Annotated in this window: 22 protein-coding genes and 1 tRNA gene; 11 read left to right on the top strand and 12 right to left on the bottom strand. The window is 49.6% G+C overall.

Annotated features, from left to right (window positions below):
• The first annotated feature begins 108 nt into the window (after positions 1–108).
• Both CSQ88_RS13650 and CSQ88_RS13645 read left to right on the top strand, forming a co-directional pair.
• Positions 109–1,200: an ABC transporter substrate-binding protein gene (locus CSQ88_RS13650; RefSeq protein WP_099398643.1), complete on the top strand. Its 1,092-nt coding sequence runs from the start codon at positions 109–111 to the stop codon at positions 1,198–1,200.
• Positions 1,197–3,050, top strand: a complete 1,854-nt coding sequence (locus tag CSQ88_RS13645) for a GGDEF domain-containing protein (RefSeq protein ID WP_099398642.1) — start codon at positions 1,197–1,199, stop codon at positions 3,048–3,050. The genes CSQ88_RS13650 and CSQ88_RS13645 overlap by 4 nt, the downstream gene beginning before the upstream one ends.
• Here the strand turns inward: CSQ88_RS13645 and metF are convergent.
• Positions 3,022–3,852, bottom strand: coding sequence for a methylenetetrahydrofolate reductase [NAD(P)H] (gene metF / locus CSQ88_RS13640; RefSeq protein WP_099398641.1), 831 nt, complete (start codon positions 3,850–3,852; stop codon positions 3,022–3,024). The two genes, CSQ88_RS13645 and metF, sit on opposite strands and share 29 nt — an antisense overlap.
• A gap of 270 nt (positions 3,853–4,122) precedes the next feature.
• Here metF and CSQ88_RS13635 point away from each other — a divergent pair, with 270 nt between their 5' ends.
• Positions 4,123–5,481, top strand: coding sequence for a chitinase (locus tag CSQ88_RS13635; RefSeq protein ID WP_099398640.1), 1,359 nt, complete (start codon positions 4,123–4,125; stop codon positions 5,479–5,481).
• 105 nt (positions 5,482–5,586) lie between these two features.
• Here the strand turns inward: CSQ88_RS13635 and CSQ88_RS13630 are convergent, their stop codons facing one another.
• The 4 genes from CSQ88_RS13630 to CSQ88_RS13615 form a co-directional block, all read right to left on the bottom strand.
• Positions 5,587–6,381, bottom strand: coding sequence for an endonuclease (locus tag CSQ88_RS13630; protein ID WP_099398653.1), 795 nt, complete (start codon positions 6,379–6,381; stop codon positions 5,587–5,589).
• A gap of 263 nt (positions 6,382–6,644) precedes the next feature.
• Positions 6,645–7,364, bottom strand: coding sequence for an EAL domain-containing protein (locus tag CSQ88_RS13625; RefSeq protein WP_099398639.1), 720 nt, complete (start codon positions 7,362–7,364; stop codon positions 6,645–6,647).
• A 107-nt stretch (positions 7,365–7,471) separates the two neighbouring features.
• Positions 7,472–8,161: an LrgB family protein gene (locus tag CSQ88_RS13620; RefSeq protein WP_099398638.1), complete on the bottom strand. Its 690-nt coding sequence runs from the start codon at positions 8,159–8,161 to the stop codon at positions 7,472–7,474.
• A complete protein-coding gene (locus CSQ88_RS13615) occupies positions 8,158–8,565 on the bottom strand; it encodes a CidA/LrgA family protein (protein ID WP_099398652.1) in 408 nt (135 codons plus the stop codon). Before CSQ88_RS13615 ends, CSQ88_RS13620 begins: the two co-directional genes overlap by 4 nt.
• Before the next feature lie 56 nt (positions 8,566–8,621).
• Between CSQ88_RS13615 and CSQ88_RS13610 the strand changes: the two genes are divergently transcribed.
• Complete coding sequence (locus CSQ88_RS13610; protein ID WP_099398637.1) at positions 8,622–9,530, top strand: LysR family transcriptional regulator; 909 nt, start codon at positions 8,622–8,624, stop codon at positions 9,528–9,530.
• A gap of 110 nt (positions 9,531–9,640) precedes the next feature.
• Here the strand turns inward: CSQ88_RS13610 and CSQ88_RS13605 are convergent.
• Both CSQ88_RS13605 and rsmI read right to left on the bottom strand, forming a co-directional pair.
• Positions 9,641–9,725 (bottom strand) — tRNA-Leu (locus tag CSQ88_RS13605).
• Between the two features lie 222 nt (positions 9,726–9,947).
• Complete coding sequence (gene rsmI / locus CSQ88_RS13600) at positions 9,948–10,811, bottom strand: 16S rRNA (cytidine(1402)-2'-O)-methyltransferase (protein WP_257212600.1); 864 nt, start codon at positions 10,809–10,811, stop codon at positions 9,948–9,950.
• Here rsmI and CSQ88_RS13595 point away from each other — a divergent pair.
• From CSQ88_RS13595 to CSQ88_RS13575, 5 genes are all read left to right on the top strand, one after another.
• Positions 10,806–12,005 (top strand): penicillin-binding protein activator, encoded by a 1,200-nt coding sequence (locus CSQ88_RS13595; protein ID WP_099398636.1) that lies wholly within the window; start codon positions 10,806–10,808, stop codon positions 12,003–12,005. The genes rsmI and CSQ88_RS13595 overlap by 6 nt on opposite strands.
• Positions 12,002–12,346: a YraN family protein gene (locus CSQ88_RS13590; RefSeq protein WP_099398635.1), complete on the top strand. Its 345-nt coding sequence runs from the start codon at positions 12,002–12,004 to the stop codon at positions 12,344–12,346. The genes CSQ88_RS13595 and CSQ88_RS13590 overlap by 4 nt, the downstream gene beginning before the upstream one ends.
• 2 nt (positions 12,347–12,348) lie before the next feature.
• Positions 12,349–12,939: a phosphoheptose isomerase gene (locus CSQ88_RS13585; RefSeq protein WP_099398634.1), complete on the top strand. Its 591-nt coding sequence runs from the start codon at positions 12,349–12,351 to the stop codon at positions 12,937–12,939.
• Positions 12,936–13,517: a BON domain-containing protein gene (locus tag CSQ88_RS13580; RefSeq protein ID WP_099398633.1), complete on the top strand. Its 582-nt coding sequence runs from the start codon at positions 12,936–12,938 to the stop codon at positions 13,515–13,517. Before CSQ88_RS13585 ends, CSQ88_RS13580 begins: the two co-directional genes overlap by 4 nt.
• Before the next feature lie 273 nt (positions 13,518–13,790).
• Positions 13,791–14,993 (top strand): amino acid aminotransferase, encoded by a 1,203-nt coding sequence (locus CSQ88_RS13575; protein ID WP_099398632.1) that lies wholly within the window; start codon positions 13,791–13,793, stop codon positions 14,991–14,993.
• 89 nt (positions 14,994–15,082) lie between these two features.
• Here the strand turns inward: CSQ88_RS13575 and CSQ88_RS13570 are convergent, their stop codons facing one another.
• Together CSQ88_RS13570 and murJ are read right to left on the bottom strand one after the other, a co-directional pair.
• A complete protein-coding gene (locus CSQ88_RS13570) occupies positions 15,083–15,583 on the bottom strand; it encodes a hypothetical protein (protein WP_099398631.1) in 501 nt (166 codons plus the stop codon).
• A 76-nt stretch (positions 15,584–15,659) separates the two neighbouring features.
• Positions 15,660–17,207 (bottom strand): murein biosynthesis integral membrane protein MurJ, encoded by a 1,548-nt coding sequence (murJ, locus tag CSQ88_RS13565; RefSeq protein ID WP_099398630.1) that lies wholly within the window; start codon positions 17,205–17,207, stop codon positions 15,660–15,662.
• Positions 17,208–17,427: 220 nt separating this feature from the next.
• Here murJ and rpsT point away from each other — a divergent pair, with 220 nt between their 5' ends.
• Positions 17,428–17,691, top strand: coding sequence for a 30S ribosomal protein S20 (gene rpsT / locus CSQ88_RS13560; RefSeq protein ID WP_099398629.1), 264 nt, complete (start codon positions 17,428–17,430; stop codon positions 17,689–17,691).
• Between the two features lie 69 nt (positions 17,692–17,760).
• Here the strand turns inward: rpsT and CSQ88_RS13555 are convergent, their stop codons facing one another.
• On the bottom strand, positions 17,761–18,114 hold the full coding sequence (locus CSQ88_RS13555; protein ID WP_099398628.1) for a hypothetical protein: 354 nt from the start codon (positions 18,112–18,114) through the stop codon (positions 17,761–17,763).
• A 278-nt stretch (positions 18,115–18,392) separates the two neighbouring features.
• Here CSQ88_RS13555 and CSQ88_RS13545 point away from each other — a divergent pair, with 278 nt between their 5' ends.
• Positions 18,393–19,532 (top strand): diguanylate cyclase domain-containing protein, encoded by a 1,140-nt coding sequence (locus tag CSQ88_RS13545; RefSeq protein ID WP_180273656.1) that lies wholly within the window; start codon positions 18,393–18,395, stop codon positions 19,530–19,532.
• A 13-nt stretch (positions 19,533–19,545) separates the two neighbouring features.
• On the opposite strand, the gene CSQ88_RS13540 is transcribed toward CSQ88_RS13545, so the two are convergent.
• Both CSQ88_RS13540 and CSQ88_RS13535 read right to left on the bottom strand, forming a co-directional pair.
• On the bottom strand, positions 19,546–21,318 hold the full coding sequence (locus CSQ88_RS13540) for a GGDEF domain-containing protein (protein WP_099398625.1): 1,773 nt from the start codon (positions 21,316–21,318) through the stop codon (positions 19,546–19,548).
• Positions 21,319–21,416: 98 nt separating this feature from the next.
• A complete protein-coding gene (locus CSQ88_RS13535) occupies positions 21,417–22,433 on the bottom strand; it encodes an AI-2E family transporter (RefSeq protein ID WP_099398624.1) in 1,017 nt (338 codons plus the stop codon).
• Positions 22,434–22,527 lie beyond the last annotated feature (94 nt).

The raw sequence follows: 22,527 nt of genomic DNA, 5'->3' as shown, positions 1-22,527 counted from the left end.
TGTAAACTTTACAATTGCCGTGGATAAACTTATATCAGTGCTGCCCTTAAGGATGCTGTATCAATGCTAAATAAGACTTTTCATTCCTTTATTATTTGGGAGTGATATATGAATTTATGCCGATGTCTTTGTGTTTTGATTTTGCTATTTAGTAGCCCGTCTTCATGGGCTATTTCGGTTTTATTTGTTAATCCAGGCAAAGAAAGTGAAACATTCTGGGTCAGTGTGAGCCAAGCGATGGCCGCTGCGGCTAAAAACCTGGGTATGGAGCTGAGGGTTGTTTATGCTGAGCGTGATCATTTGCGCATGCCTTCTTTGCTGCAGCAAACGCTGGATCAGGGCCCGAAGCCGGATTATTTAATTGTGGTTAATGAAAGGCAAATGGCGCCGCCTTTACTGGCCATTGCCGAGCGGGCACGCATCCCTGTTTTGCTGGCTCTGAATGATTTAACGACAGATCAGGTTAAACAATTTGGTACTCCCCGTACACATTTTAAATATTGGATAGGAAGCTTATTCCCAGATAATCAGCAGGCTGGTTATTTAACAGGTAAAGCATTATTAACCCGGCTGGTGCAGACTAAAAAACCAGCGGCAAACGGGCAATATCAATTACTGGCAATTGCAGGGGATAAATCGACTCCTGCATCGCAGGATCGTGTGCTTGGCTTACAAAGGGCGCTGAAAGAGTTTCCCAATGTTGAATTAAAGCAAATTGTTTATGGCAATTGGGGGCGCGGGCTTGCTGCAGAGCAAATGAATGTGCTGCGTGACCGCTATCCTGAGGTTGCGGCCGTCTGGTGTGCTAATGATCTGATGGCTTTTGGTGTGATTGCCAGTTTAGAGCAAAGAAAAAGCCGCAATAAAGAAGTATTAGTTTCTGCAATTAATTACTCCAATGATGCCATTTCAATGATCAAGAATGGCCGTTTAACCGCTTTATCGGCGGGGCATTTTATGGTGGGGGCGTGGAGTATGGTGCTGCTGTATGATTATGCCCATGGTCAGGATTTTAGTGGTCAGCAGGGCGCACAAATGCAATTGCCTTTATTGGGTTTAGTGAGCGCATCGAAAGCTAATTTATTTATGGATCGGTTTAGCGAGGAAGGCGTGCAAAAGATTAATTTTGCCCGTTACAGCAAAGTGCTGAATCCCAAAGTAAAGCAGTATGATTTTTCTTTAGAGTCCTTATTACAATGAGCGCACGTAAGCATTTTCAGCCAATCGCACAGCGGCTGACTAAAATTTTATATCGCATTGGCTTTTTGCTGATGCTGGTGATTGTAATGGTCTATGCGGTGCTTAGTTATTTTGATGTGGCTGAGAATTTGCATGCTCAGCTGGTCAGCCTGGCCCAGGAGCACCGGCCCCGTCTGAGCGCCGCTCTGTGGGATATTGATCCCATTGGTATTACCGAAGAAATTGATACCCTTTCGGCTGTAAGCAGTGTGGCTGGTCTTGCTCTGACTACCCCCAGTGGCGCCCGTTATTTAAGGGGGGATAGCAGTGAGGCCCCCAAGGAATTAAGCTATACAGTTGAATTAATGCATAAAAGCAGCGTTATTCCTGTAGGCAGCCTGACTTTAATCAGCGATCGCTATGAAATCTGGAAGCAGGTTGCATATCGTGTTTTTCCTTTTGCGCTGGCGCAATTACTTTTTGTAACCGGTCTGCTCTTTGCTTTACAACTTTTTTTGCGAAAAGTGGTATTACGGCGGCTGGATGCCTTGACCATTCATACTCATCTTTTGCGGCCCGATCATTTAGATACAGCTCCCCCTCCGCCTTTATTTGAAAGCCCGGTTCGTGATGAATTAGATAATCTGTTGCAAGGTTTTGCTAATTTACAAAATAATTTATTACATCAGCAGCAGCAGCGTGGCCAGCTGATTCATGCTCTGGCAGAGAGCCGTGATCAGTTAGAAGTTGAAGTGGCACAGCGCACTGATGAATCATTTTATTTATCTGGTTTTTTACAGTTGTTATCTAAAGACGCTGCTCGTTATTTGAGTATGCCTTTAGATGGTGCCAAAATTGGATTAGAGCAGACATTAAAAGAAACAGGGCAATTAATGGGGCTTGATGCCTTGATTGCCATTCATTTTGCCGATGACAGCCAAAAAGGCGATATCTATTTTTGGGATAAAGATGATAAAAATATCCGCACTGATTTTAATTTGGGCAAGCGTAGTTTATTTCAATTAAGTAAGCAGAATCTTAATTCGCAGTCTGCATTTATAACGGGTATTGGTGGTGATTTACCTGATGAGGGCGATGAGGCTGCGTTATGCCGCGATTTGCATTTAACGCAATTAGCGGTGCTACAGCTTGATTTTAACGGCGAGCGCTTAGGGCTTTTATTTGCGGGGGTATCTGATCAGGACCGTGCGTATTCCGAGCTGGAAATGCGTTTACTGCCTCTCGTGGCGGGTCTGTGCTCCAATGTATTAGCGCATCGCCGTCAGCAATTATCTTTGAAAGAAGCAAAGAATGCTTTGCTGGCCGCAAATTCCCAATTAGAACGTTTAACCCGCCATGATGCTTTAACCGGAATTGCAAACCGGCGCGTTTTTGATGAGCGGCTTGAGCAAGAAATGGCGAATGCCATCCGGGAGCAGCAGCCGCTATTATTAATCGTCCTGGATGTAGATTCATTTAAGCAATATAACGACAGCTTTGGCCGGCATGAGGGCGATATTGCTTTGCAGAAAGTGGCTGCAGTTTTAGCTAAATTTGCTGAGCGTACGGGTGATTGTGCCGCGCGGATTGATGGCAATGAGTTTGTGCTTTTATTGCCTAATACCGATTTGCATGTGGGGAAATTGCTGGCTGAACGTATTCGCCTTGCGATGATTAAGCTTGGGCTGGTGCAGGAAGACGGCTCAGCCCTGACGATTAGCCAGGGCCTTGCCGTTTATTCGGGAGCAGAAGAAATCAGCGCAGCTAACTTCTTACGCTTGGCGGATAAGGCACTTTATCGTGCCAAACGCAGCGGCAATCAGGTGCAGGTGCTTGAGCCGGTCAGCGACCAAGGCGCTGGCAAACGGTAGAAACGGCACCGGCTGCATTAAGGGTATAAAAATGCAGCCCCGGTGCACCACCGGCCAATACCCGGTCAGACAGCTCGGTGACAAAATCTAAACCAAAGGCGCGGATCGAGGCCGTGTCGTCGCCAAAGGCTTGCAGTCGCAGCCTCAGCCAGCGTGGAATTTCTGCTCCGCACATATCAGAGAAGCGCGCCAACTGGCTGAAGTTTTGGATAGGCATAATGCCCGGCACGATAGGAATCGTTACGCCGCGCGCATTCACTTCATCCACAAAACGGAAATAAGCATCGGCATTAAAAAAGTATTGGGTAATGGCCGAATCAGCACCAGCGCGCACTTTATTTACGAAATTGCGAATATCGGCTTCGGCGCTTTGGGCTTGCGGGTGAAACTCGGGATAGGCAGCCACTTCAATATGAAACCAATCGCCAAATTCATCGCGTAAAAAGCTCACCAATTCATTGGCGTAACGAAACTCGCCAAAATCCCCCATCCCCGAAGGAATATCGCCACGCAAAGCCACAATATGGCGAATGCCGTGGTCTTTATAGTTTTGCACAATCTTGCGGATGCTTTCTTTGGACGAACCTACACAGGATAGGTGTGGCGCAGCAGAATGGCCTTCGGATTGAATATCCAGCACGGCGTTCAGTGTGCCTTCCTGCGTTGTGCCGCCAGCACCAAAGGTGACTGAGAAAAACTCGGGCTTAAATTGCGCCAATTGCCGGCGAGTGGTGCGTAGTTTTTCTGCGCCTTCTGGCGTTCTCGGAGGGAAAAATTCAAAGCTGATCGGGGAGGGCGTCATTGTTTTTTATCCTGGGCGCTAATCGTTTCATCTTAACATTGGCGGTGTATGCATTGCATGCAGGCTATTCATTAAAAGCATGAAAGAAATTAATGTTTTTTTCCGAAAAATAGCCGCTTCATATAGATGACGGTTAACGAGGTTTCAAGAACTATTTTTTTGAATTCAAAGGCTTAGCTGCTTGTTTGCTTGTTGTATGCTGACGCCGTGCTTATAACTGCTTCATAGAAAGTAGTGGGCACTTTCAATATACTTAATAAGGATGGAGTTATGACTAAAAAGACTAGCACTACCCGTGTTGCCATGCTAATTGCCTCGCTGATGCTGAGTATTTCAGCCTTCGCTCAGGATAACTGGCAAGAAGGGAATACCTATAGCAGCGGCACTCAGGTGGCGTATGCGGGCAAAACCTATCAGGCCCTGGTAACGCACACTGCCTACGTGGGGGCCAACTGGAATCCAGCGGCAACACCTGCCTTGTGGAAAGAAATTGCAGGCACGCCAACACCAACGCCAACGCCAACGCCAACGCCAACACCAACGCCAACGCCAACGCCAACGCCAACGCCAACGCCAACGCCAACGCCAACGCCAACGCCAACGCCAACGCCAACACCAACACCAACACCAACACCAACACCAACACCAACACCAACACCAACACCAGGCACGCTGCCCAAGCATGCATTAGTGGGCTACTGGCATAACTTTACCAATCCAGCTGGCGATACTTTTCCGCTGGCTCAGGTCAGTGATGACTGGAATGTGGTGGTGGTCGCTTTCGCAGATAATGCCGGCAGCGGCAATGTGGCGTTTAATCTGGATAAAAATGCCGGAGGCGAGGCGAAATTTATTGCCGATGTGGCGGCGCTGAAGGCTAAGGGCAAGAAAGTGGTGCTGTCTTTAGGCGGGCAGGATGGCTCGATCACATTAAACAGCGCTTCCGATGTCAGCCACTTTGTGGATAGCCTCTACGCCATCATCACTAAATATGGCTTTGATGGGATTGATCTGGATTTGGAGAGCGGCAGTGGTGTTTCGATTGGCGCGCCGATTATTAATAACCTAATTACTGGCGTGAAACAGCTCAAAGCGAAGGTGGGGCCAGGTTTTTACCTGTCAATGGCTCCTGAGCATCCTTATGTGCAGGGTGGGTATATCTCTTATGGCAGCATTTGGGGCGCTTACCTGCCGATTATTGATGGCTTGCGGGATGAGCTGACGGTGCTGCATGTGCAGTATTACAATAATGGCGGCTTTACCTCGCCCTATTCAACCGCCACTTTGAACGAAGGCACGGTGGATGCGTTGGTGGCAGGCAGCATGATGCTGATCGAAGGCTTCTCTGTTAGCTATGGCACGGGCTGGACTTTCAAAGGCTTGCGCCCGGATCAGGTGGCTTTTGGTGTGCCGTCGGGGCCGTATTCAGCAGGGCGTGGTTTTGTTACCGCAAAAGTGGTGGCCGATTCGCTGACTTGCCTGACTAAGCTACAAAACTGCGGCAGTATCAAGCCCGCCAAAGCGTATCCCGATTACCGTGGGGTAATGACATGGTCGGTTAACTGGGATAAGCACGACGGGTATAACTTCTCTAAACCTGCTGCAGCTGCATTAAAAACACTGCCTTAAGCGTTTGCAGGCATATGTTTCAGCTAAGTGAGTGATGGGTGGGGCCGGGTTAGGCGCTAAAACCGCTAACCCGGCCCTGTTCACAAGGCTGGCAAGGCATGTTTGTCAGGCGCAATAATCCGCTGTTTTTCTTTCACTCACAAAATGATTGCCATCGCCTTGCAGCTTCACAATGCGCTGATCACGTTTGACTTCCCAATCATCCACCGGATAGGTTTTGGCCCATGCGCACATCAGCTGCTGGTCTTGCCTAGATAGTTTGAGCTGGTAGCGCTCGTACATATAAAAATGAATGCGGGCAATTCGGCCCCGCACTTCTTCCCGTGGCTGGGCTTTTTTGTTTTTGAAATCAACTATCGTCTTGCACTGGCCATACATAGGCTCGGGATTGCGGGTCCATGCGCTATAGGCAAAGTTGCTGCGATCGCCATTGACTTCGCCCACAGACGGCACCAAGTTCACCAAGTTGCCTTCGGCACTTTTAAATTGCGGATCGTTATCGCTGCAGTTTTTGCGCCCGCCGTTTTGCCAGCATTGACGCTGATGGCCTAATACCCAGGCCGGAACCACGTGCTCCCACTCTAAACGCGAGGCGCGTGTTTCGCTTTTTCTGGGGGTATAACCGCAGCTGGCCAAATCCATTTCTTTGCCCTTATAGGCGCAGCCGCAGTAGAAATCGCTTTCCATGCCGCGAAATACATCGGGCAATACTTGCTTGGCACGGTTGAAATCCCGCTGGCCCGTGGCGGTGCGGCCAGTGACTAATTCAACCGGTTCGTTCGGGGATGGATTGGATTCGGTTTCATTTTTTTGATTAAGCGCTTTATCAATTGCTATTTCACCCAGTTTGGCCAGTGTTTTGGCCTCCTGGCTATGGGCTATTTTCTCAATTTGAGCCATGCTGCTATCGTCACAAGCGCTTAAACTAGAAATCAGAATAATTATGGCAATTGCATAAATGCTGTGTTTTTTATTCAACGACATTGCTTGGGCTTATTCCTATGCGGATGATTGGGCGATTGGCGAATTAACACAGAGGCGTACAGCCTCTGGTAAATGCGGTGCATTTTATGAGATGAAATCGATGGTGTAATGTTTTTACAGGAAGTAAAAGCAGCTTAATAGGTGATTATTTCTTAATTAATTGAATTAATTACTTATTTTTATGCCCGTACGCGGATAAAGCGTTCTTTAAACAAGAAGCCCTGCACCATATCAACATCCAGCTGGCGTGCTATTTCCAGCTGTTCAATGGTTTCTACTCCTTCTAATACGGTGCGTTTGCCGGTGTCTTTGGCGTAGCGAATCAGGTTTTCTAAGGCGGTGCGATGATTAGGCTGATCTAGCTCATTAAACCAGCTTCGGTCAAACTTTAAGCAATCTACGGTAATTAATATTGGGAGCGAAAGCATGGAATGCGGCGAGCCAATATCGTCCAATGCCAGTTGAATATTCTTTTCATGAAATGCTTTTGCCATATTCGCGCTTTGGCGTGCATCAGAGATATTACTGTTTTCTATGATCTCGAGCACGATATGGGTGCGGCAATGGATCAGCTCCAGCAGGGGATTGATTTCACCGGCTATTTCGGTCACAGCATAGGCATCGGGATCAAGATTTAAAAACAATTCACCGCTGGGGGCGTTTTCCAGCTGCAATTGCTTCATCTGATATTCCACCTGAAACAAGGTTAGCGGACTTTCATGCAGCGCATTAAAAAAATGATCAGTACGAAGCAGCTGTTCATCTGCCCGATAAAACCGGGCAAGCGCTTCGTGGGCAATTGTTTCTAAATTTTGTGTATGAATTAATGGTTGATATTCAACGCCAAACCGTTGCTGTTGAATTACATCAAGCAAGAGGATTGGAGATAATTTAGGCATTGATGGTTAAAAATGAGAATAATTTTCATATCTTATAATGACTATGGAGCAGGCGAATAAGAAAATATTGTCTTTGTTTGTAATCAACACGCAGCAACATGCCCGCCTCAGGCAAATAGGGGAGTCAGTAAGGGGGCAATCAGCACCATCACCACGCCAGAAACCATCATGGTGATACAGGCGACCACGCCTTCTTCATTGCCAATCTCCCGCGCCTTGGCTGTGCCCACCGCATGGGCGGCTGCGCCAAATAAAGCACCGCGTGCCAGTCTGGAGCGCAGCGGTAACAGCACCAGCATTAGCTCGCCAAACAGCATGCCCATCAGGCCGGTAATCACCACAAATAAGGCTGTCAGCTCGTGTGATCCGCCCCAAGTATCAGATACGGCCAGGGCAAAAGGCGTGGAGATGGATCTGGGCAACAGGCTGCGGGTCAGCTCTGGCGATAAATGAAATAGTTTTGCCAGCAGAACGCAGCTCAGCAACGCGGTAAAGCAGCCAGCAATGACGCCTGCAGATAAAGCCAGCCAGTGTTTGACCATCAGGGCGCGGTATTCATAGAGGGGCACCGCAAAAGCCACCGTGGCAGGGCCAAGCAGCCATAAAAGCCAGCGGGTATCGGAATAATAAGTTTCGTAAGGGGTATGCGTCAGCAGCATAAACGCTACCAGCAGTACCGGTGTTAACACCAGTGGTGCCAGCCACCAGCGTTGATGGCGCGCATATAAAAACTTAGCCAGTGCGTATGCACCAATGGTCAGTACCAGACAAGCAAGTGCAGAGACAGACAGAGTCATGATGCCGATCGCTTTTTGGCTTTTGCCAAACGCAGCTGATGTTCAATTTTAAAAAAACGGTCTACCACTAAGGCGGTCACGCACATCACCAGTGCCGTACCTAAGAAAATCACCACCAATAACTGCCAGCCTTCACTGATAAAGAGTGCTTTGTATTTCACCATGGCAACCACTGCAGGCACAAAAAACAGCAGCATTTCGGCCAATAGCCACTGAGCGCCATCTTTAACCCAGTTAAGCGGCACGCCTGAAAGCAGGAGTGCAAAGACAATACCCAGCCCTAATACGCCGCCAGGTACAGGTAAGCCGGTACGTCGCACAAACCAGTCGGATACCAGCCAAATGGCAATCAGGAGGCCAATTTGGGCGAGCACACGGAAAAAGGAAAACAGCTTGTCAGACACCACTTCAACTCCTTGTCATAAGCCTTGATATTACGCCCTCTGGATAAATAGCTGAAATGACTTATTATCATGATATCTATTCCAATTTGGCATGTGTCGTGGATATCAAAGCACTGCGCTACTTTATCGAAGTCGTGAATTTACAAAGTTTTACAGCCGCAGCAGAAGCACTGAATGTCACTCAGCCAACCATCAGCAAAATGGTTAAAAATCTGGAAGAAGAGCTGGGAACGCCGCTGCTGCTTCGTGAATACCGCCGTTTTCATCTTACTGACGCAGGGCGTGTGGTGCTGAATCGGGGCCTGGACGTATTAGCTGCAGAGGCTCGTTTGCAAGCCGAGCTGGCCGATTTAAATACCATGGCCGTGGGTGAGCTGACGCTGGGGGTGCCGCCTTTGGCCGGTATGTTATTTATACCGTTGATTGCTAATTTCAAACGGCTTCATCCGCAGATCGAGCTGAGCCTGCGTGAAGAAGGCGGCAAAGCCATTGAAGCTGCGCTGGATTCTGGGGAGCTGGAGATTGGCGGATTGCTGCTGCCCGTCGATGAAAATCGTTTTGAAACACTGCCGCTGTCGGATGACCGCTTAGTTTTAGTCGCCGCTGCCACATCCAAATGGCAGGGAAGGTCTGAGGTGTGCCTGACCGAGCTGAGTATGGAGCATTTTGTGCTTTATAGTGCTTCCTATTCGCTGAACGACAGAGTGCTGGCTGCCTGCCAGACTCAGGGTTTTAACCCGCAAATTGCGGGGCGAAGCGGGCAATGGGAGTTTATGGTGGCTCTGGTTGAAAGCGGTCTGGGTGTGGCATTACTGCCCGAATCCGTTGCCCGCCGTATTCCGGCTGGCCGTTGTGTGATTGCCGCTTTAAACGAGCCTGAAATTCCGTGGCGAATCGCGCTGGGCTGGCGTAAGGATGTGTATTTATCGCATGCAGCAAGGGCGTGGATTGAGGCTTTGCGCTGAAGGGGATGGCTTAAAAAGTGCGGTTTTTTTGCGAGGAGTCGGAGCACAGACGAAAAAAAAGGATTTCAGGCTGATGCCATGAAATCCTTTATTTATCAGTACTTAACGAGTGGTGCCCGGGGTCGGACTCGAACCGACACACCTTGCGGCGGGGGATTTTGAGTCCCCTGCGTCTACCGATTTCGCCACCCGGGCTCGTTCAGTGCAGGAGTCGAATTATGTAGAAGCCCGTCTTGCTTGGCAAGTATTATCTGCCGTTAATTGCGGATATTTTCTGGAATATTACATAAATTATTGTTATTTAAGGCAGATTTATTATTAGAGGGTTTGCAGATTCATACATCAGGCTGAACATAAATCGTATAGCTTGATGGATTTGTCAGCAAACCTCTTGTGCTTTATCCGGCAGAAAAAGGTTTATGCTTCTTTTTTAAGCGTTAAAGCACGTTCATACAGGGCGTTTTTAGGTGCGCCGGTAATGGAAACGGCCAGCGCCACGGCTTGTTTGAGCGGCAATTCAGCAATTAAGGGCAATAAAACGCTGTCGTAATCGGCGCCATCGGCTTTTTCTGCACGGGGCGCAGCATTCACCACCACAACCGATTCGCCACGCTCCTGATTACTGTCGCTGGCAACCCATGCGGCCAGCTCGCCAAGTGGCAGGCGGCGGATGGTTTCAAAGGTTTTGGTGATTTCACGGCAGAGTACGGCCTCACGATCCGGGCCAAATACACTGGCCATATCGTTTAAACAATCCACAATACGGTGTGGTGCTTCATAAAACACGCTGATGAAATTTTGCTCTTTCAGCTCAGTCAAAGCATCACAGCGTTGCTTGGTTTTGGGCGGTAAAAAGCCATAAAACAAAGCGTGCGGGCAGTTAAAGCCACTGGCCGATAATGCGGTTGTCAGTGCAGACGCGCCAGGAACCGGGATAATCCTGCAGCCCGCTGCGTGTGCTGCTGCTGCAAGCAGGGCTCCTGGATCAGAAACGGCAGGTGTTCCGGCATCGGATACTTGCGCGATTGTTTCCCCGGCCAGCATGCGGGCTACCAGCTTTTCAGCCATGCTGTGTTCGTTGTGCTCTCGCAAAGACACCATGGGTGTTGAAATATTAAAATGTTTAAGCAGCTGCCCGGTAACCCGGGTATCTTCGGCCGCAATCACATCGGCTCCTTTTAGTGCGGCAATGGCGCGGGGCGTCATGTCGTTAAGGTTACCGATTGGGGTGGCTACCACATATAATGCGGACTTAATAATAGGATTGGATTCTGTATGCACGCCAAGGCTCTCCTTTTTGCTTCGGAATGGCGCAGTGCGCTAGGGTCCGTACTATACGGTGCTGTACTGCTTACTGCCATAGCCGGTTGTGCTGCTGCGCCTGTTATTGCCCCTGCGGCCGTTAAACCCGCGTTTACCATTGCCTCGCAGGCGGCGGCCTCTGCGGCCAGCCCGGCACAGATCTTACCCCTTGCGCCTGCTGAGGCTAAGCCGGTTCGGCGCGATGGTTTTATTGCGGTATTGCTGCCAGGTAAAAGTAAGGCGATGCGCCCTGCGGTAGATGCGATTAAAGCCGGCGTATTGGCCGCTGAAAAAACCAATGGCAGTGTTGATGTGCCTGCAGTCAGAATTTTTGACACTGATGATGTGCCCTCTGAGGTTTTTGAGCAGTTTCAGCAGCTGCATCAGCAGGGCGCAATAGCGGTTATCGGGCCGCTTACCAAGCCTTCAATTAATTATCTGGCCGATGTGGGTGATTTTGATATCCCTGTCATTGGCTTGAATTCTTTTGATGAAAAAACATTGCGCCGTGCTCAGCTCTATAGTTTTTCCTTATCAATAGAGCAGGAGGCCCAGCAAATTGCCAGACAAATGTTTGATGATGGGCTGCGTATGCCTTTAGTTTTGCAAGGGGACAGCCCTCTAGCTGGCAGGATGGTGCAGGGCTTTGTGGATAGCTGGAAAGAGGCAAATGGCACGCAACCCGCGATCTTCACCTTAAAAGATGCACGCAGCCAGGCGCAGGCTTTGAGGGCTCAGCTGAAAGACGGCGGGCATGATTCGGTCTTTTTTGCCGCTGGCTCCAGGCAAACACGGATTTCCCGTCCATTTGTTGGTAACGAGCGGCCGGTTTATGCCACCAGCCAGATTAATCCGGGTGCTTTAAGCAGGACTGCTCGTGTGGATATGAATGGAATCCGTTATTTAGAAACACCGTGGATTTTGCAGCCGGGCAACAGTGAATACGCTTTACTGAATCGGAATCGTTCAAAGTCGAATGATGTTGAGCGTTTATTTGCACTGGGGGTTGATGCATGGAAGCTGGCTGTTTTATTAAGTAAACAGGCAGAAGTTGATTTTGATGGTTTGAGCGGGCACATCACCTTGGGAAGCGGCGGATTAATTGAGCGGGAGCTCACGCTTAATACTTTTAGCAGCGCAGAAGAGAGCGCTCCGGCAACCCCAATACCATGAACAAGCTGGGCCTTGCCGCAGAAAATGCAGCCGTGATTTTCTTGCAGCAACAGGGTTTAAAAATTATCGGGCGCAACTGGCAATGCCAGCGTGGTGAAATTGACATACTCGCTAAGGATGGTAATACCTTAGTATTTGTGGAAGTGCGGCAGCGGCGAAATGCGCGGTTTGGCGGGGCGGCGGCCAGCATAAGCCCTGCGAAACGCGCTAAACTGCGTGCGACCGCACAATATTACCTAATAAATGTTTCTCCTTTACCGCCTTGCCGCTTCGATGCAATTTGCTTTGAAGGGGAAACAATCAACTGGCTCAAAAACTGTATAGACGCCACTGAGGGATAAAAATGGATTTAGCACAACGTATTCGACAGCATTTTCTGGATAGCATTGACGCCAAGCAAATGGCCATGGAGCTGCTATCCCCAGGGATTCGTATTGGTGCCGAGAAAATGGTGCAAACCTTTATCTCGGACGGCAAGATTTTAACCTGCGGCAATGGTGGCTCGGCTGCTGATGCGCAGCACTTTGCCGCAGAAATGGTGGGCCGCTTCGAGCGTGAACGCCCAGGCTTGGCCGCAGTAGCTTTGTCGACCGATACTTCGGCGATTACCGCCATTGCCAATGACTACGATTACGATCTGGTTTTCTCTAAGCAAGTGCACGCCCTGGGCCGCCCTGGCGATTTGCTGATTGCGATCTCTACATCGGGTAATTCTGCGAATGTGATTTCAGCAATTCATGCAGCACACGACAGGCAAATGAATGTGATTGCCTTTACCGGGCGGGATGGCGGCCAGATTGGTGAAATCCTGTCGGGTGATGACGTGCATTTGTGTGTGCCGGTGCAGCGCACGGCACGCATCCAGGAAGTACATATCACCATGATTCATGCTCTTTGCGACGCAGTTGATTTTATGCTGCTGGGCGGCGAATGATGCGGCTAAAAAGCGCACTACTCGCCCTGGGGCTGGCAGCGTCTTTATCCGCCTGCGTACCCATTCTTCTGGTTGGCGGCGTAGCAGTAGGCGCTATGGTGGGATCGGATCCGCGTAAGTCAGAAGTCATCAAAACAGACTTTGATTTAGGCGCAAAAATTAGCAGCGATATCATCGATACATGGAAAGAAAAAGCCCATATTAATGTCACTGCATTTAATGGAATGGTATTACTCACAGGCGAAGTGCCGGATGAGGCGGCTAAGGCAAAGGTGTATGAAATTGCTCAGCGCCAGTCCAGGGCCCGTAAAATTTACAACGAAACCGTTGTGTCTGTGCCTTCCACTGCCGCTAATCGTCTGTACGATACGCAGCTGACCGCCAGAGTGAAAACCGCCTTGCTGGCGGATGCCAACGATGCCGATGTCGTGCATTTGCAAGTCATTACCGAGCGCAGCGTGGTTTATCTGATGGGCGTAAGCAGGCCTGATATCGCCGAATCTGCTGCCCGTGCTGCCAGCCGTGTTTCGGGTGTGCGTCAGGTTGTGAAGCTGGTTGAGCCTTTAGCTGTAAATTAAAGCTTTGGGATGCTTATTAAAAGCGAGCGGATAGGCTCGCTTGCACTGCATAAAAATCATGACCGATGGTCTGCAAGATGGGCAAAGTTTTGCGCGTGCAGTGCTTTTGCTTACAAGGAAAAGGCCGTGTGTGGGCCTGACCATGCTAAAATTGCTAACTGTAAAGTGTGCTTTTAGCGCATTGCCAGCCGTCTTGCTTTCTTACTGTCACCATGCTGTTTAGAGAGCCAGATTGCTTTCACGCCTTCCCAATTACTTTTGCTGGAGTACAGGATGACATCCTCGATTTTTACCGCAGTAGAAATGGCACCTCGTGACCCGATTCTGGGTCTTAATGAAGCCTTCAATGCCGATACACGTGCTGGTAAGGTTAATCTGGGTGTGGGTGTGTATTACGATGATAATGGCAAGATTCCATTGCTGGCTGCGGTAAAAGCGGCAGAAAAAACCCGTATGGAAGCCCAGCCACCACGTGGCTACCAAGCCATCGAAGGCTTGGGTGCATACAATCAGGCCGTACAAAATCTGGTGTTTGGTGCGGGCAGCGAGCTGGTTTCATCCGGCCGCGTAGTCACTGCAGAAGCTTTAGGCGGCACGGGCGCTTTGAAAATCGGCGCTGATTTCTTAAAGCGTCTGAATGCAGATGCCAGCGTTTATATCAGCGATCCAAGCTGGGAAAACCACCGCGCATTGTTTGAATCAGCGGGTTTCAAGGTAGAAAACTACCCTTACTATGATGTAGCCACTCGCGGTGTGAATTTCACTGCCATGAAGGCGGCGCTGCTAGGCCTGCCTGCTGGCTCCATCATCGTATTGCACGCCTGCTGTCATAACCCGACTGGCGCAGATATGAGCGATGCACAGTGGGCCGAAGTGGTTGAAGCCTGCCGTGAGCGTAATCTGGTGCCTTTCCTTGATATGGCTTATCAGGGCTTTGCCGACGGCATCGATGCGGATGCGGTTGCTGTGCGTTTATTTTCTGCTTCTGGCTTGCAATTCTTTGTTTCCAGCTCTTTCTCTAAGAGCTTCTCGATGTATGGCGAGCGCGTAGGTGCTTTGTCCATCGTGACAGAAAGTAAAGAGGAAGCGGGCCGGGTATTAAGCCAGCTGAAACGCGTGATTCGTACCAATTATTCCAACCCGCCAATTCACGGTGGTGCTGTGGTCGCTGCAGTACTGGCAAACCCGGAATTGCGTCAGCAGTGGGAAGACGAACTGGCCGGTATGCGCGATCGCATTCGTGCCATGCGTACCAGCCTGGTTGCTAAGCTGGCAGAGCGCGGCGTAGCACAAGACTTTAGTTTTGTAGCGGCTCAGCGCGGTATGTTCTCTTATACCGGCCTGACAGCGGCGCAGGTTGAAGTGTTGAAAGACGAATACGGTATTTACGCGGTTTCAACTGGCCGAATTTGCCTTGCTGCACTCAATACAAAAAACATTGATTATGTAGCGGATGCGATTGCTAAAGTGCTGTAATTTAGCGGGCACCTAATAAAAACCCACGAAGCGATTCGTGGGTTTTTTATTGGGAAAATGTAATGGCTTGGACCTTGTTGCAAGGCTTTTTATTCAGCCGCCGCACCAAGAAAAATACTTTCCACTTTCTTTTTTTCCTGGCTAAAGATGAGTCCGCCATAGATGCTGCCCGCTATAAAATGATTGGCGTCACTCTCCTCTTTATTCCAATAGGGTTTGTAGGCTTTCATTACATCCTGCATGCTGCTGCCAATCCTGATGCCACGGCGGGTACTTAAAGTACTGGGTGCAAATATGGTAATTGCTGCTATTTTTTTTGCGCCGCGTTTTTTCTCTGAAACCATATCCAGCGTAATACCACAATCGGTATAAGACCACTCCTGATGATAGGCCCCGTCTGCATCCCACAATTTATCAGGCCCGCGTTTTTCCTTGCAGCTGATTGTTTTTATGACTTCTTTTTCAGGAAGATCAATCCGCAGATTGCCTATTTTTTCTTCCCGCAGCAGAGCAAATTCGTCTGCTGCCAAAGTCGTATGGCCAATCAATCCCAATATCATGCCAATCATGATTGTTCTGAGTGGTTTCATTAAGACCTCTGTTTAGCTTGAAATGAGTATAGGGTCAGCAGGTGAAGTTTTTTAAACCTGCCTGATAAGTTATTCACTAATCCGTAATCGCTTTGCGTGAAAAGTCTTTTGGTCTGAAGCCGAGGGCAAAGAGTGCTGCAAAGTAAGCCCCCGCACCGGTGACGACCAATACACTAAGCCAGCCTGCTCTGAGCAGCTTATGCATCCCTGCAAAGGCGGGCATATAGTGCAGCAGCACAAAGAGCAGGGCGCTCATGGTGGCGACGCCCAGAACGATGCGCAGCATAAAACCTTTCCATGCTGCTTGTGGGGCGTAGTAGCCCCGTAAACGAAGCGTGCGGTATAGCAAGCCTGCGTTCAGACACGCCCCTAAGCTCATCCCCAGCGTGAGCCCTGCGTGTTTAAATGGCAGGGTGTACAAGAAGATCAGGTTGATCGCCAGGGTGGCCAGAAGCGTGATAATGCCGATACGCACCACGGTTTTAATATCCTGGCGGGCATAAAACGCCGGGGCGAGGATTTTAATCAGGATCAGCCCGATTAAGCCCACGCTGTAGCCCACCAGCGCCTGCTGTGTCATTAGGGCATCGTGCATAGAAAACTTGCCGCCCTGAAACAGGGTAAGCACTAAAGGCTCAGCAAGGATGGCTAAAGCTACGGTGGCAGGCAGGCAAAGCATGATGCACAGGCGCAGCCCCCAATCCAGTAAGCGGTCGTAGCTGGCCTGATCGCCGCTGGCATGGCTGCGGGCCAGGCTGGGCAGCAGAATCGTTCCTAAGGCCACGCCAAGCACGCCCGTCGGGAATTCCATCAGCCGGTCGGCATAGTAAATCCATGAAACACTGCCAGAAGCTAAAAAAGAGGCAAGGTTGGAGTTAATAATCAGGCTGATTTGTGCAACCGATACGCCAAAAATGGCCGGGCCCATTTGCTTGATAACCCGCCATACGCCCTCGTCTTTCATATCCAGCTTGGGCCACATCAGCATCCCCAGCTTAGCGAGGTGGGGCAGTTGGTAACAAAGCTGGGCTACGCCACCAATCAGCACGGCAATAGCCAGTGCAAAAATCGGGCGATCCATCAGCGGGGCAAGCCAGAGTGCGCAGGCAATAAATGAAATATTTAAGAGCGTGGGAACAAAGGCGGGGACAGAAAAACGGTTGTAGGTATTTAAAATGCTGCCGGCCAAAGAAGAGAGCGAAATCAGCAAAATATAGGGAAACATATAGCGGAGCAGCTCGACTGCCAGATTAAATTTATCCGGATTTTTGGCAAAACCAGCCGCAGAAAAATAAATAATTGCAGGGGCCGCTAAAACACCCAGCAAGGTGACTAAAACCAGAACTAAAGTCAGCATACCGGCAATTTTTGCGACAAAATCTTTGGTTGCTTCTTCACCTTTGCGCGTTTTGTACTCGGCCAGAGTCGGCACAAAGGCTTGTGAAAATGCACCTTCGGCAAAAATTCTGCGCAGCATATTCGGCAGTTTAAAAGCAGTAAAAAAGACGTCCGTGGCAGCACCTGCGCCAAATACATGGGCAATAATGGTGTCGCGGACAAAGCCTAATATGCGTGAAACCAGCGTCATGGAGCTGACTGCAGCCAGTGTTTTAAGAAGGTTCATACCGGAGGGTCTGAGTAGTGAGGGCGCAATTATAAGGCCGTATCTTATCCCTGTAGCAAGCCAGGCGGTGACTCACTGAATTTATGGGAAAAATGAGGTTTTTTCGTACTCTGAGCAGAATCAAGTTGATCATTGCTTGCCAGAACGTAAAAGTGGCGCTATCATCGCCGGTTTCCGAATTAGCCCGCTTTTTGGGCAAGCCCGTCAGGAGTTTCAAAACATGGCTAACAGTGCCCAAGCTCGCAAGCGTGCACGTCAGGCTGAGAAAGCCCGCCAGCACAATACCAGCCAGCGTTCCGCTTTCCGCACCGCGATCAAAAAGGTGCTGAAGGCTGTGGAAGCAGGTGATAAAGCTGCGGCTCAGACTGTCTTCCAACAGTCCGTCAGTATCATTGACCGTATCGCTGACAAAGAAATCTTCCACAAGAACAAAGCAGCTCGTCATAAGAGCCGTTTGTCTGCAGCAATCAAGGCTATGGCCTGATTCTACGGATGTTCGAGTGAAGAAAACCCCAGCCTCGGCTGGGGTTTTTGTTTGCCCGCTATTTACAGATCAGCGGCGTAAAGGTGGCATTCGCAGGCGGAAGGCAGGCATAAGCCGATGATAGTCTGGTTCTTCAAAGGTAAAAAGATGCTCTGCTGCTTCGGTATCAACAAGACAGCTCAGGCGCACAAACCGGCCTGTTTCTTTCCATACGGCGGCGGCTAAGCGCTCGCTCAGCCACTCTGGGCTTTCAGAGCTTGCGCACTCTGCACTTAAATTAAGTAAGCAAGTATCATTACTTAATGGGCGCTGATCTTGCCATAGCGTTACAATGCCTTCTCGCGCAAGCTGAGTGAGGCAGCGCTGAGCTTCAAAGCAAGAAAGCGGTGCAATGCTTAACTGAAGCTGCAAATTTATAGACATAAAGCTCGCTCCTTACATGGGCTGGCCGCTTGTGATATGAATGCAATGCTTGCGGGGGGACGGAGGATTCGCTTAATTTTATGCGCTTTAGAGGTAGCTTACCGCTGGCAAACGAAAAAACTGCAGCAGGTTACAGCAGGGTTTCCTTTCGGGGCCCAATTTAAAACCGGTGGATGCTTGAATATTATCGGATTTATCGCTGCTTACTTGACCGTATATCGGCAGAGCTGACGCGTTTATGCTAAATTTTATCAACGATGCAAGACGAGCATGATTTGATGTCGCAAGTGGATTCAGAACAACTTCATTTACCCCGCATTCTTGTTGTGGATGATTCCCGCATTGTGCGGGCGACAATCAAGAAGCATCTTGCCACCAGCTATGACGTGGTCGAAGCGGCCAATGGCGAAGAGGGCTGGCAGCAGCTGCTGGCCGATGAAACGATTCAGCTGCTTATTTCCGATTTAAGTATGCCGGAGCTTGATGGGCTGGGCCTTTTGGCCCGCGCACGGAGCGCCGGGGATGGCCGGCTGTATTTGCTGCCGGTGATTATTATTTCTGGTGAAGAAGACGACGCAATCAAGCAAAAATGCGTTGAATGTGGCGCGACAGATTTTATTTCTAAATCAACAGACAGAACAGAACTGTTGGCGCGTGTGGCTGCGAATATTCATCTTGCTGCCATGCAGCATGAGCTGGCCATAGTCCGCACAGAACAGGCTCAGGTTGCATCCAGAGATCACACCACAGGGGTGGCCAGCTCGCATTTGCTGATGCTGCAAATGGAGCAATCCATGGCCTACGCCATGCGCCATAATTCTGAAGTGACTCTTTTACTTTTAGAGATTGATCATTATCAGCCGTTAAAGCAAAAGCTGGGTGATAGGCTGGCAGACCAGATGCTCAGCCTGCTAGCTAAGCTGCTGGCGGCAAAATTGCGCCGTGAGGATACGCTGGCCCATGTGGAAGGGCCGCAGTTTGCTATTGTGGCGCCTGGTACTTCATTAAGCGAAGTACGCGTCATGGCCGAGCGTTTAAGGCAATGCGTATCGGCTGCGCGGATTAATTTTCGTGATGAGCGTTTAGAGGTTAGTGCCAGCGTTGCGGTTGCTAACTCTTGGCATGACGATACGCATCTGGCACCGGCATTATTCAGTAAGGCGATTACACGTCTTTATGGCTCTTCAGGCGAAGGGCGGATTTTAATGCCGGATGAGAACGTCAACCGCCTGCCTTTATTGCCGCTGTCTGATGCGCTGCTGATGCTGCATAAAGGGCATAAGGAAGAAGTGCGTCCGCATCTTCCTGCTTTATTAGCAGGGCTCGCGCCACTGATTCATTTGGCGAATGAAGAATACGGCCTGGATTGGTCGCTTGATTTTTTGCAGCAGGCTGAGGCGGTCAGTGATCAGGCATAAAGCCAGGTTCAGGTTAGGCCAGCTGCGCCTCCTGATGGGCCAACTGGCGTTGCTCAACAAATAAGCTGTTCCCCATTTTACTTTTGGCCAGATGCTTGGCATGGGTCGCGGCTGCAGCAACTTCATGGTGCGTTAAATACACGCCGGTATGCGCTTCAATTACTCCGATCGATAAGCTGCTTAGTGGAAAATGCTGCAGCTCGCCGCGGCGGTCTGTGCTGCTATAGCCATTTTGCTGCTGGTGCTCGGGCTTAAATAAGCTTTGCACCTTAAGCTCAAATTCTTTGAGTAAATTCTGGCAGCGCTGCTTCCAGTCTTCTGAACGAAACAGAATCATAAAATCATCCCCACCGATATGCCCGACAAAATCCATTTGAGGATCGGCCACGCTGAGGAGCAACTCTCCCAGCATGCGTATCATTCTGTCACCGCAGGCATAACCATACACATCGTTATAGGGTTTGAAGTGATCCAGATCGATGTAGGCGGCTGTAAAATTACGCTGTTCTGTAAGTAAAATTTCTATTTGTTCTTCGATAGGTACATTGCCGGGTAATAAGGTAAGCGGGTTTGCATGGCGTGCGGCCCGAATTTGTAATTCGGTAATGGCACGCATCAAATCATGGCCTGTTCCCATCCCTAAATAATGCCCCTGTCCGGTGATGATAAAGCCATCGGCAAGGTGCCTGTGATCTGCTGCGGTGACGAGCTGGGATAATTCTTGCAGGCTGGTTGAGTGCTCAACAATCAGAGGCGTGCAATCCATTAATGCTTTGCAGGGTTTATTGCCATACAGCTCGTTGGCAAAAGGCCGTCCAAAAAACTCAATAACTTCATGGCGGCGCAAAAGCCCGACAGGCCGGCCTTCATCAATCACTGGCAGGGCATGAACCTGAGGATATTTGCTGAAGATACGGCAGATTTCTGTGCCGCTTTGTTTGGGGACCACGGTAGGTACTTCAACGAGCAGCTGTCCGGCGCTTTGTTCTTTGAGCCCGCCAGGCCGGTGGTCTTTTTCCTGCAGATTAAGATTGAGCTGCCTTGGCGGGTGGGCATTAGGCCGCGCAATAAAATAACCCTGTACATAGCCAATCCCAATTTTTTGCACAACTTGTAAATCGGGCTGGTTTTCTATGCCTTCGGCAATGGCGCGGGTGCCGGTATTGAGCGCGATATGCTGAATAGATCGTACAAACTGCCTTTTTTGCGCATCGTCTGCCAAGCCCTGGATAAAGTATTTATCAATTTTAACAAATTCAGGCTTGAGCTCTGACCACAGCCGGAGTGAAGAAAACCCTTCTCCCAGATCATCGAGCGCAATTTTAAAGCCCATATTCCGGTAATGCAGCAGCGCTTCTTTAAGCAGATTGTAATCGTGAGTGGGTTGGGTTTCGGTGAGCTCAATGACAACACGTTGTGGTGTAAGGCCTGCATCGGTTAATAGGGCCAGCGTTGCGCCTGGTTCAAAGTCTTGCCCGGCAAGACAGGATGGAATCACATTCAGAAACAGCCGCCCGGATAATTCTTCTTTTACAAATGCCTTAATTACGGCTTTGCGGCAGGCAAAATCCAGTGCATGCAAACAGCCCAGCTCTTCGGCAACGCGGAAAAGATTGATAGGAGAATGCAGAAAACTGGCTGAAGGGCCACGGATAAGCCCTTCATAGCCAAAAATTTCGCCGTCCCGGGTTGATGCAATAGGTTGAAAAAGAGCCGTTAACTGGTTTTGGCTGATAATATTTTCAAGTTCGTGCTTGAGCGACTCAAGGCAGGGTGATTCATTCATATGAAGCCAAATATGCAACGTGAATTGTAAGAATAACAGTGGTGAGTTACGTTCGCGTTACAGATGACTCCAGCCAGTCATCCGGTAATTTAGATGAACTAAATCAATTCGGCAGCTTTAAGCTCTTGTTTTAAGTAAGCATAGAAAATGGGAGCCGCTACCAGGCCGGGTAAGCCGAAGATCGCTTCCATTAACAGCATGGCCAGTAAAAGCTCCCATGCAAATGCATGAATACGTCCGCCAACGATACGGGCATTCAGGAAGTACTCTAATTTATGAATGATCACTAAAAAGGCCAGTGAGCCTGCGGCGACGGATGCCGAAACACTCATGCTGACGGCCACAATGGCGGTATTAGAAAGAAGATTACCAATAACAGGTAATAACCCTGCCAGGAAGGTAATCACAATCAAAGTTTTAGTCAGCGGTAACGATACGCCGAGCGAGGGCAGGATAACGGCCAGATAGATCAGCGTAAAAAAGGTATTCAGCGCGGAAATGCGAACTTGGGCAAAAACAATTTGCCGGAAAGAATTGGCTAAGCGGGAGCAACGTGTTTGCAGTGCGCCGAGTAAGGGGGCCTTGTCATCACTATTGTGATGTAAAGACAGCATGGCACCAATCACCATGGCAATCAGCATTTGTGCCAGTGTATGGCCTGTGCGTGCGCCAATTTGCTGCAGCTGGGCGATATGCTTATCTGACCATTGATAGAACGCGGTTTTCCATGCACTTACATCTTGCGGAAGGCTTTCCAGCATCCAGGCGGGCAGCCAGTTGGCCAGCTCAAGGTGCAGTGCTTCGGCGATCTCGCCCGATTTTCGCATTATGCTGGGCATGGATGCCGACTCGCCATGAAACACCGACGCTAGGCTAAACCCCATTAAGACCAGAAGCAGAATGATGATTGCAGAAAAAATAATCAGTGCCACAGGTTTGGCGTGTTTAGGGGGGAGGCGTGAAACAAGGGGGGCTTGTGCCGCTTGGGCGACTAATTCATAGACTAAAAGACCAATCAGCAAGGCAGGAAGTAAGTGATTGAGCATCACTAAGAGCAGAAATAGCCCGATGATAAAATAACTGGCAATGCGCGAGTAACGGTCGAGCTTGAGCATGATTTAATCCGGGAGTCGGTAGATCGGGTTAAGTGTGAGGGGATGGCTTTGGGAGGGGCCGCCGTTGAGGCCACCCGCTCCCTGCTCACCAAAA

It is taken from the genome of Iodobacter sp. BJB302 (assembly GCF_002735645.1).
Taxonomy (GTDB): Bacteria; Pseudomonadota; Gammaproteobacteria; order Burkholderiales; family Chitinibacteraceae; genus Iodobacter.
The sequence above is the reverse complement of the archived record's forward strand: the minus strand, read 5'-3'. Positions and strand labels throughout refer to the sequence as shown.

Bases quoted from the DNA above. Each gene is read 5' to 3' on its own strand.
- metF (WP_099398641.1), bottom strand. From the start codon at position 3,852: ATGACGCCCTCCCCGATCAGCTTTGAATTTTTCCCTCCGAGAACGCCA.
- CSQ88_RS13540 (WP_099398625.1), bottom strand. From the start codon at position 21,318: ATGAATGAATCACCCTGCCTTGAGTCGCTCAAGCACGAACTTGAAAAT.
- rpsT (WP_099398629.1), top strand. From the start codon at position 17,428: ATGGCTAACAGTGCCCAAGCTCGCAAGCGTGCACGTCAGGCTGAGAAA.
- CSQ88_RS13545 (WP_180273656.1), top strand. From the start codon at position 18,393: ATGTCGCAAGTGGATTCAGAACAACTTCATTTACCCCGCATTCTTGTT.
- CSQ88_RS13630 (WP_099398653.1), bottom strand. From the start codon at position 6,381: ATGGCTCAAATTGAGAAAATAGCCCATAGCCAGGAGGCCAAAACACTG.
- CSQ88_RS13555 (WP_099398628.1), bottom strand. From the start codon at position 18,114: ATGTCTATAAATTTGCAGCTTCAGTTAAGCATTGCACCGCTTTCTTGC.
- CSQ88_RS13610 (WP_099398637.1), top strand. From the start codon at position 8,622: ATGACTTATTATCATGATATCTATTCCAATTTGGCATGTGTCGTGGAT.
- CSQ88_RS13590 (WP_099398635.1), top strand. From the start codon at position 12,002: ATGAACAAGCTGGGCCTTGCCGCAGAAAATGCAGCCGTGATTTTCTTG.
- CSQ88_RS13625 (WP_099398639.1), bottom strand. From the start codon at position 7,364: ATGCCTAAATTATCTCCAATCCTCTTGCTTGATGTAATTCAACAGCAA.
- CSQ88_RS13570 (WP_099398631.1), bottom strand. From the start codon at position 15,583: ATGAAACCACTCAGAACAATCATGATTGGCATGATATTGGGATTGATT.
- CSQ88_RS13645 (WP_099398642.1), top strand. From the start codon at position 1,197: ATGAGCGCACGTAAGCATTTTCAGCCAATCGCACAGCGGCTGACTAAA.
- CSQ88_RS13620 (WP_099398638.1), bottom strand. From the start codon at position 8,161: ATGACTCTGTCTGTCTCTGCACTTGCTTGTCTGGTACTGACCATTGGT.
- CSQ88_RS13575 (WP_099398632.1), top strand. From the start codon at position 13,791: ATGACATCCTCGATTTTTACCGCAGTAGAAATGGCACCTCGTGACCCG.
- CSQ88_RS13585 (WP_099398634.1), top strand. From the start codon at position 12,349: ATGGATTTAGCACAACGTATTCGACAGCATTTTCTGGATAGCATTGAC.
- CSQ88_RS13535 (WP_099398624.1), bottom strand. From the start codon at position 22,433: ATGCTCAAGCTCGACCGTTACTCGCGCATTGCCAGTTATTTTATCATC.
- CSQ88_RS13595 (WP_099398636.1), top strand. From the start codon at position 10,806: ATGCACGCCAAGGCTCTCCTTTTTGCTTCGGAATGGCGCAGTGCGCTA.
- CSQ88_RS13650 (WP_099398643.1), top strand. From the start codon at position 109: ATGAATTTATGCCGATGTCTTTGTGTTTTGATTTTGCTATTTAGTAGC.
- murJ (WP_099398630.1), bottom strand. From the start codon at position 17,207: ATGAACCTTCTTAAAACACTGGCTGCAGTCAGCTCCATGACGCTGGTT.
- CSQ88_RS13635 (WP_099398640.1), top strand. From the start codon at position 4,123: ATGACTAAAAAGACTAGCACTACCCGTGTTGCCATGCTAATTGCCTCG.
- CSQ88_RS13580 (WP_099398633.1), top strand. From the start codon at position 12,936: ATGATGCGGCTAAAAAGCGCACTACTCGCCCTGGGGCTGGCAGCGTCT.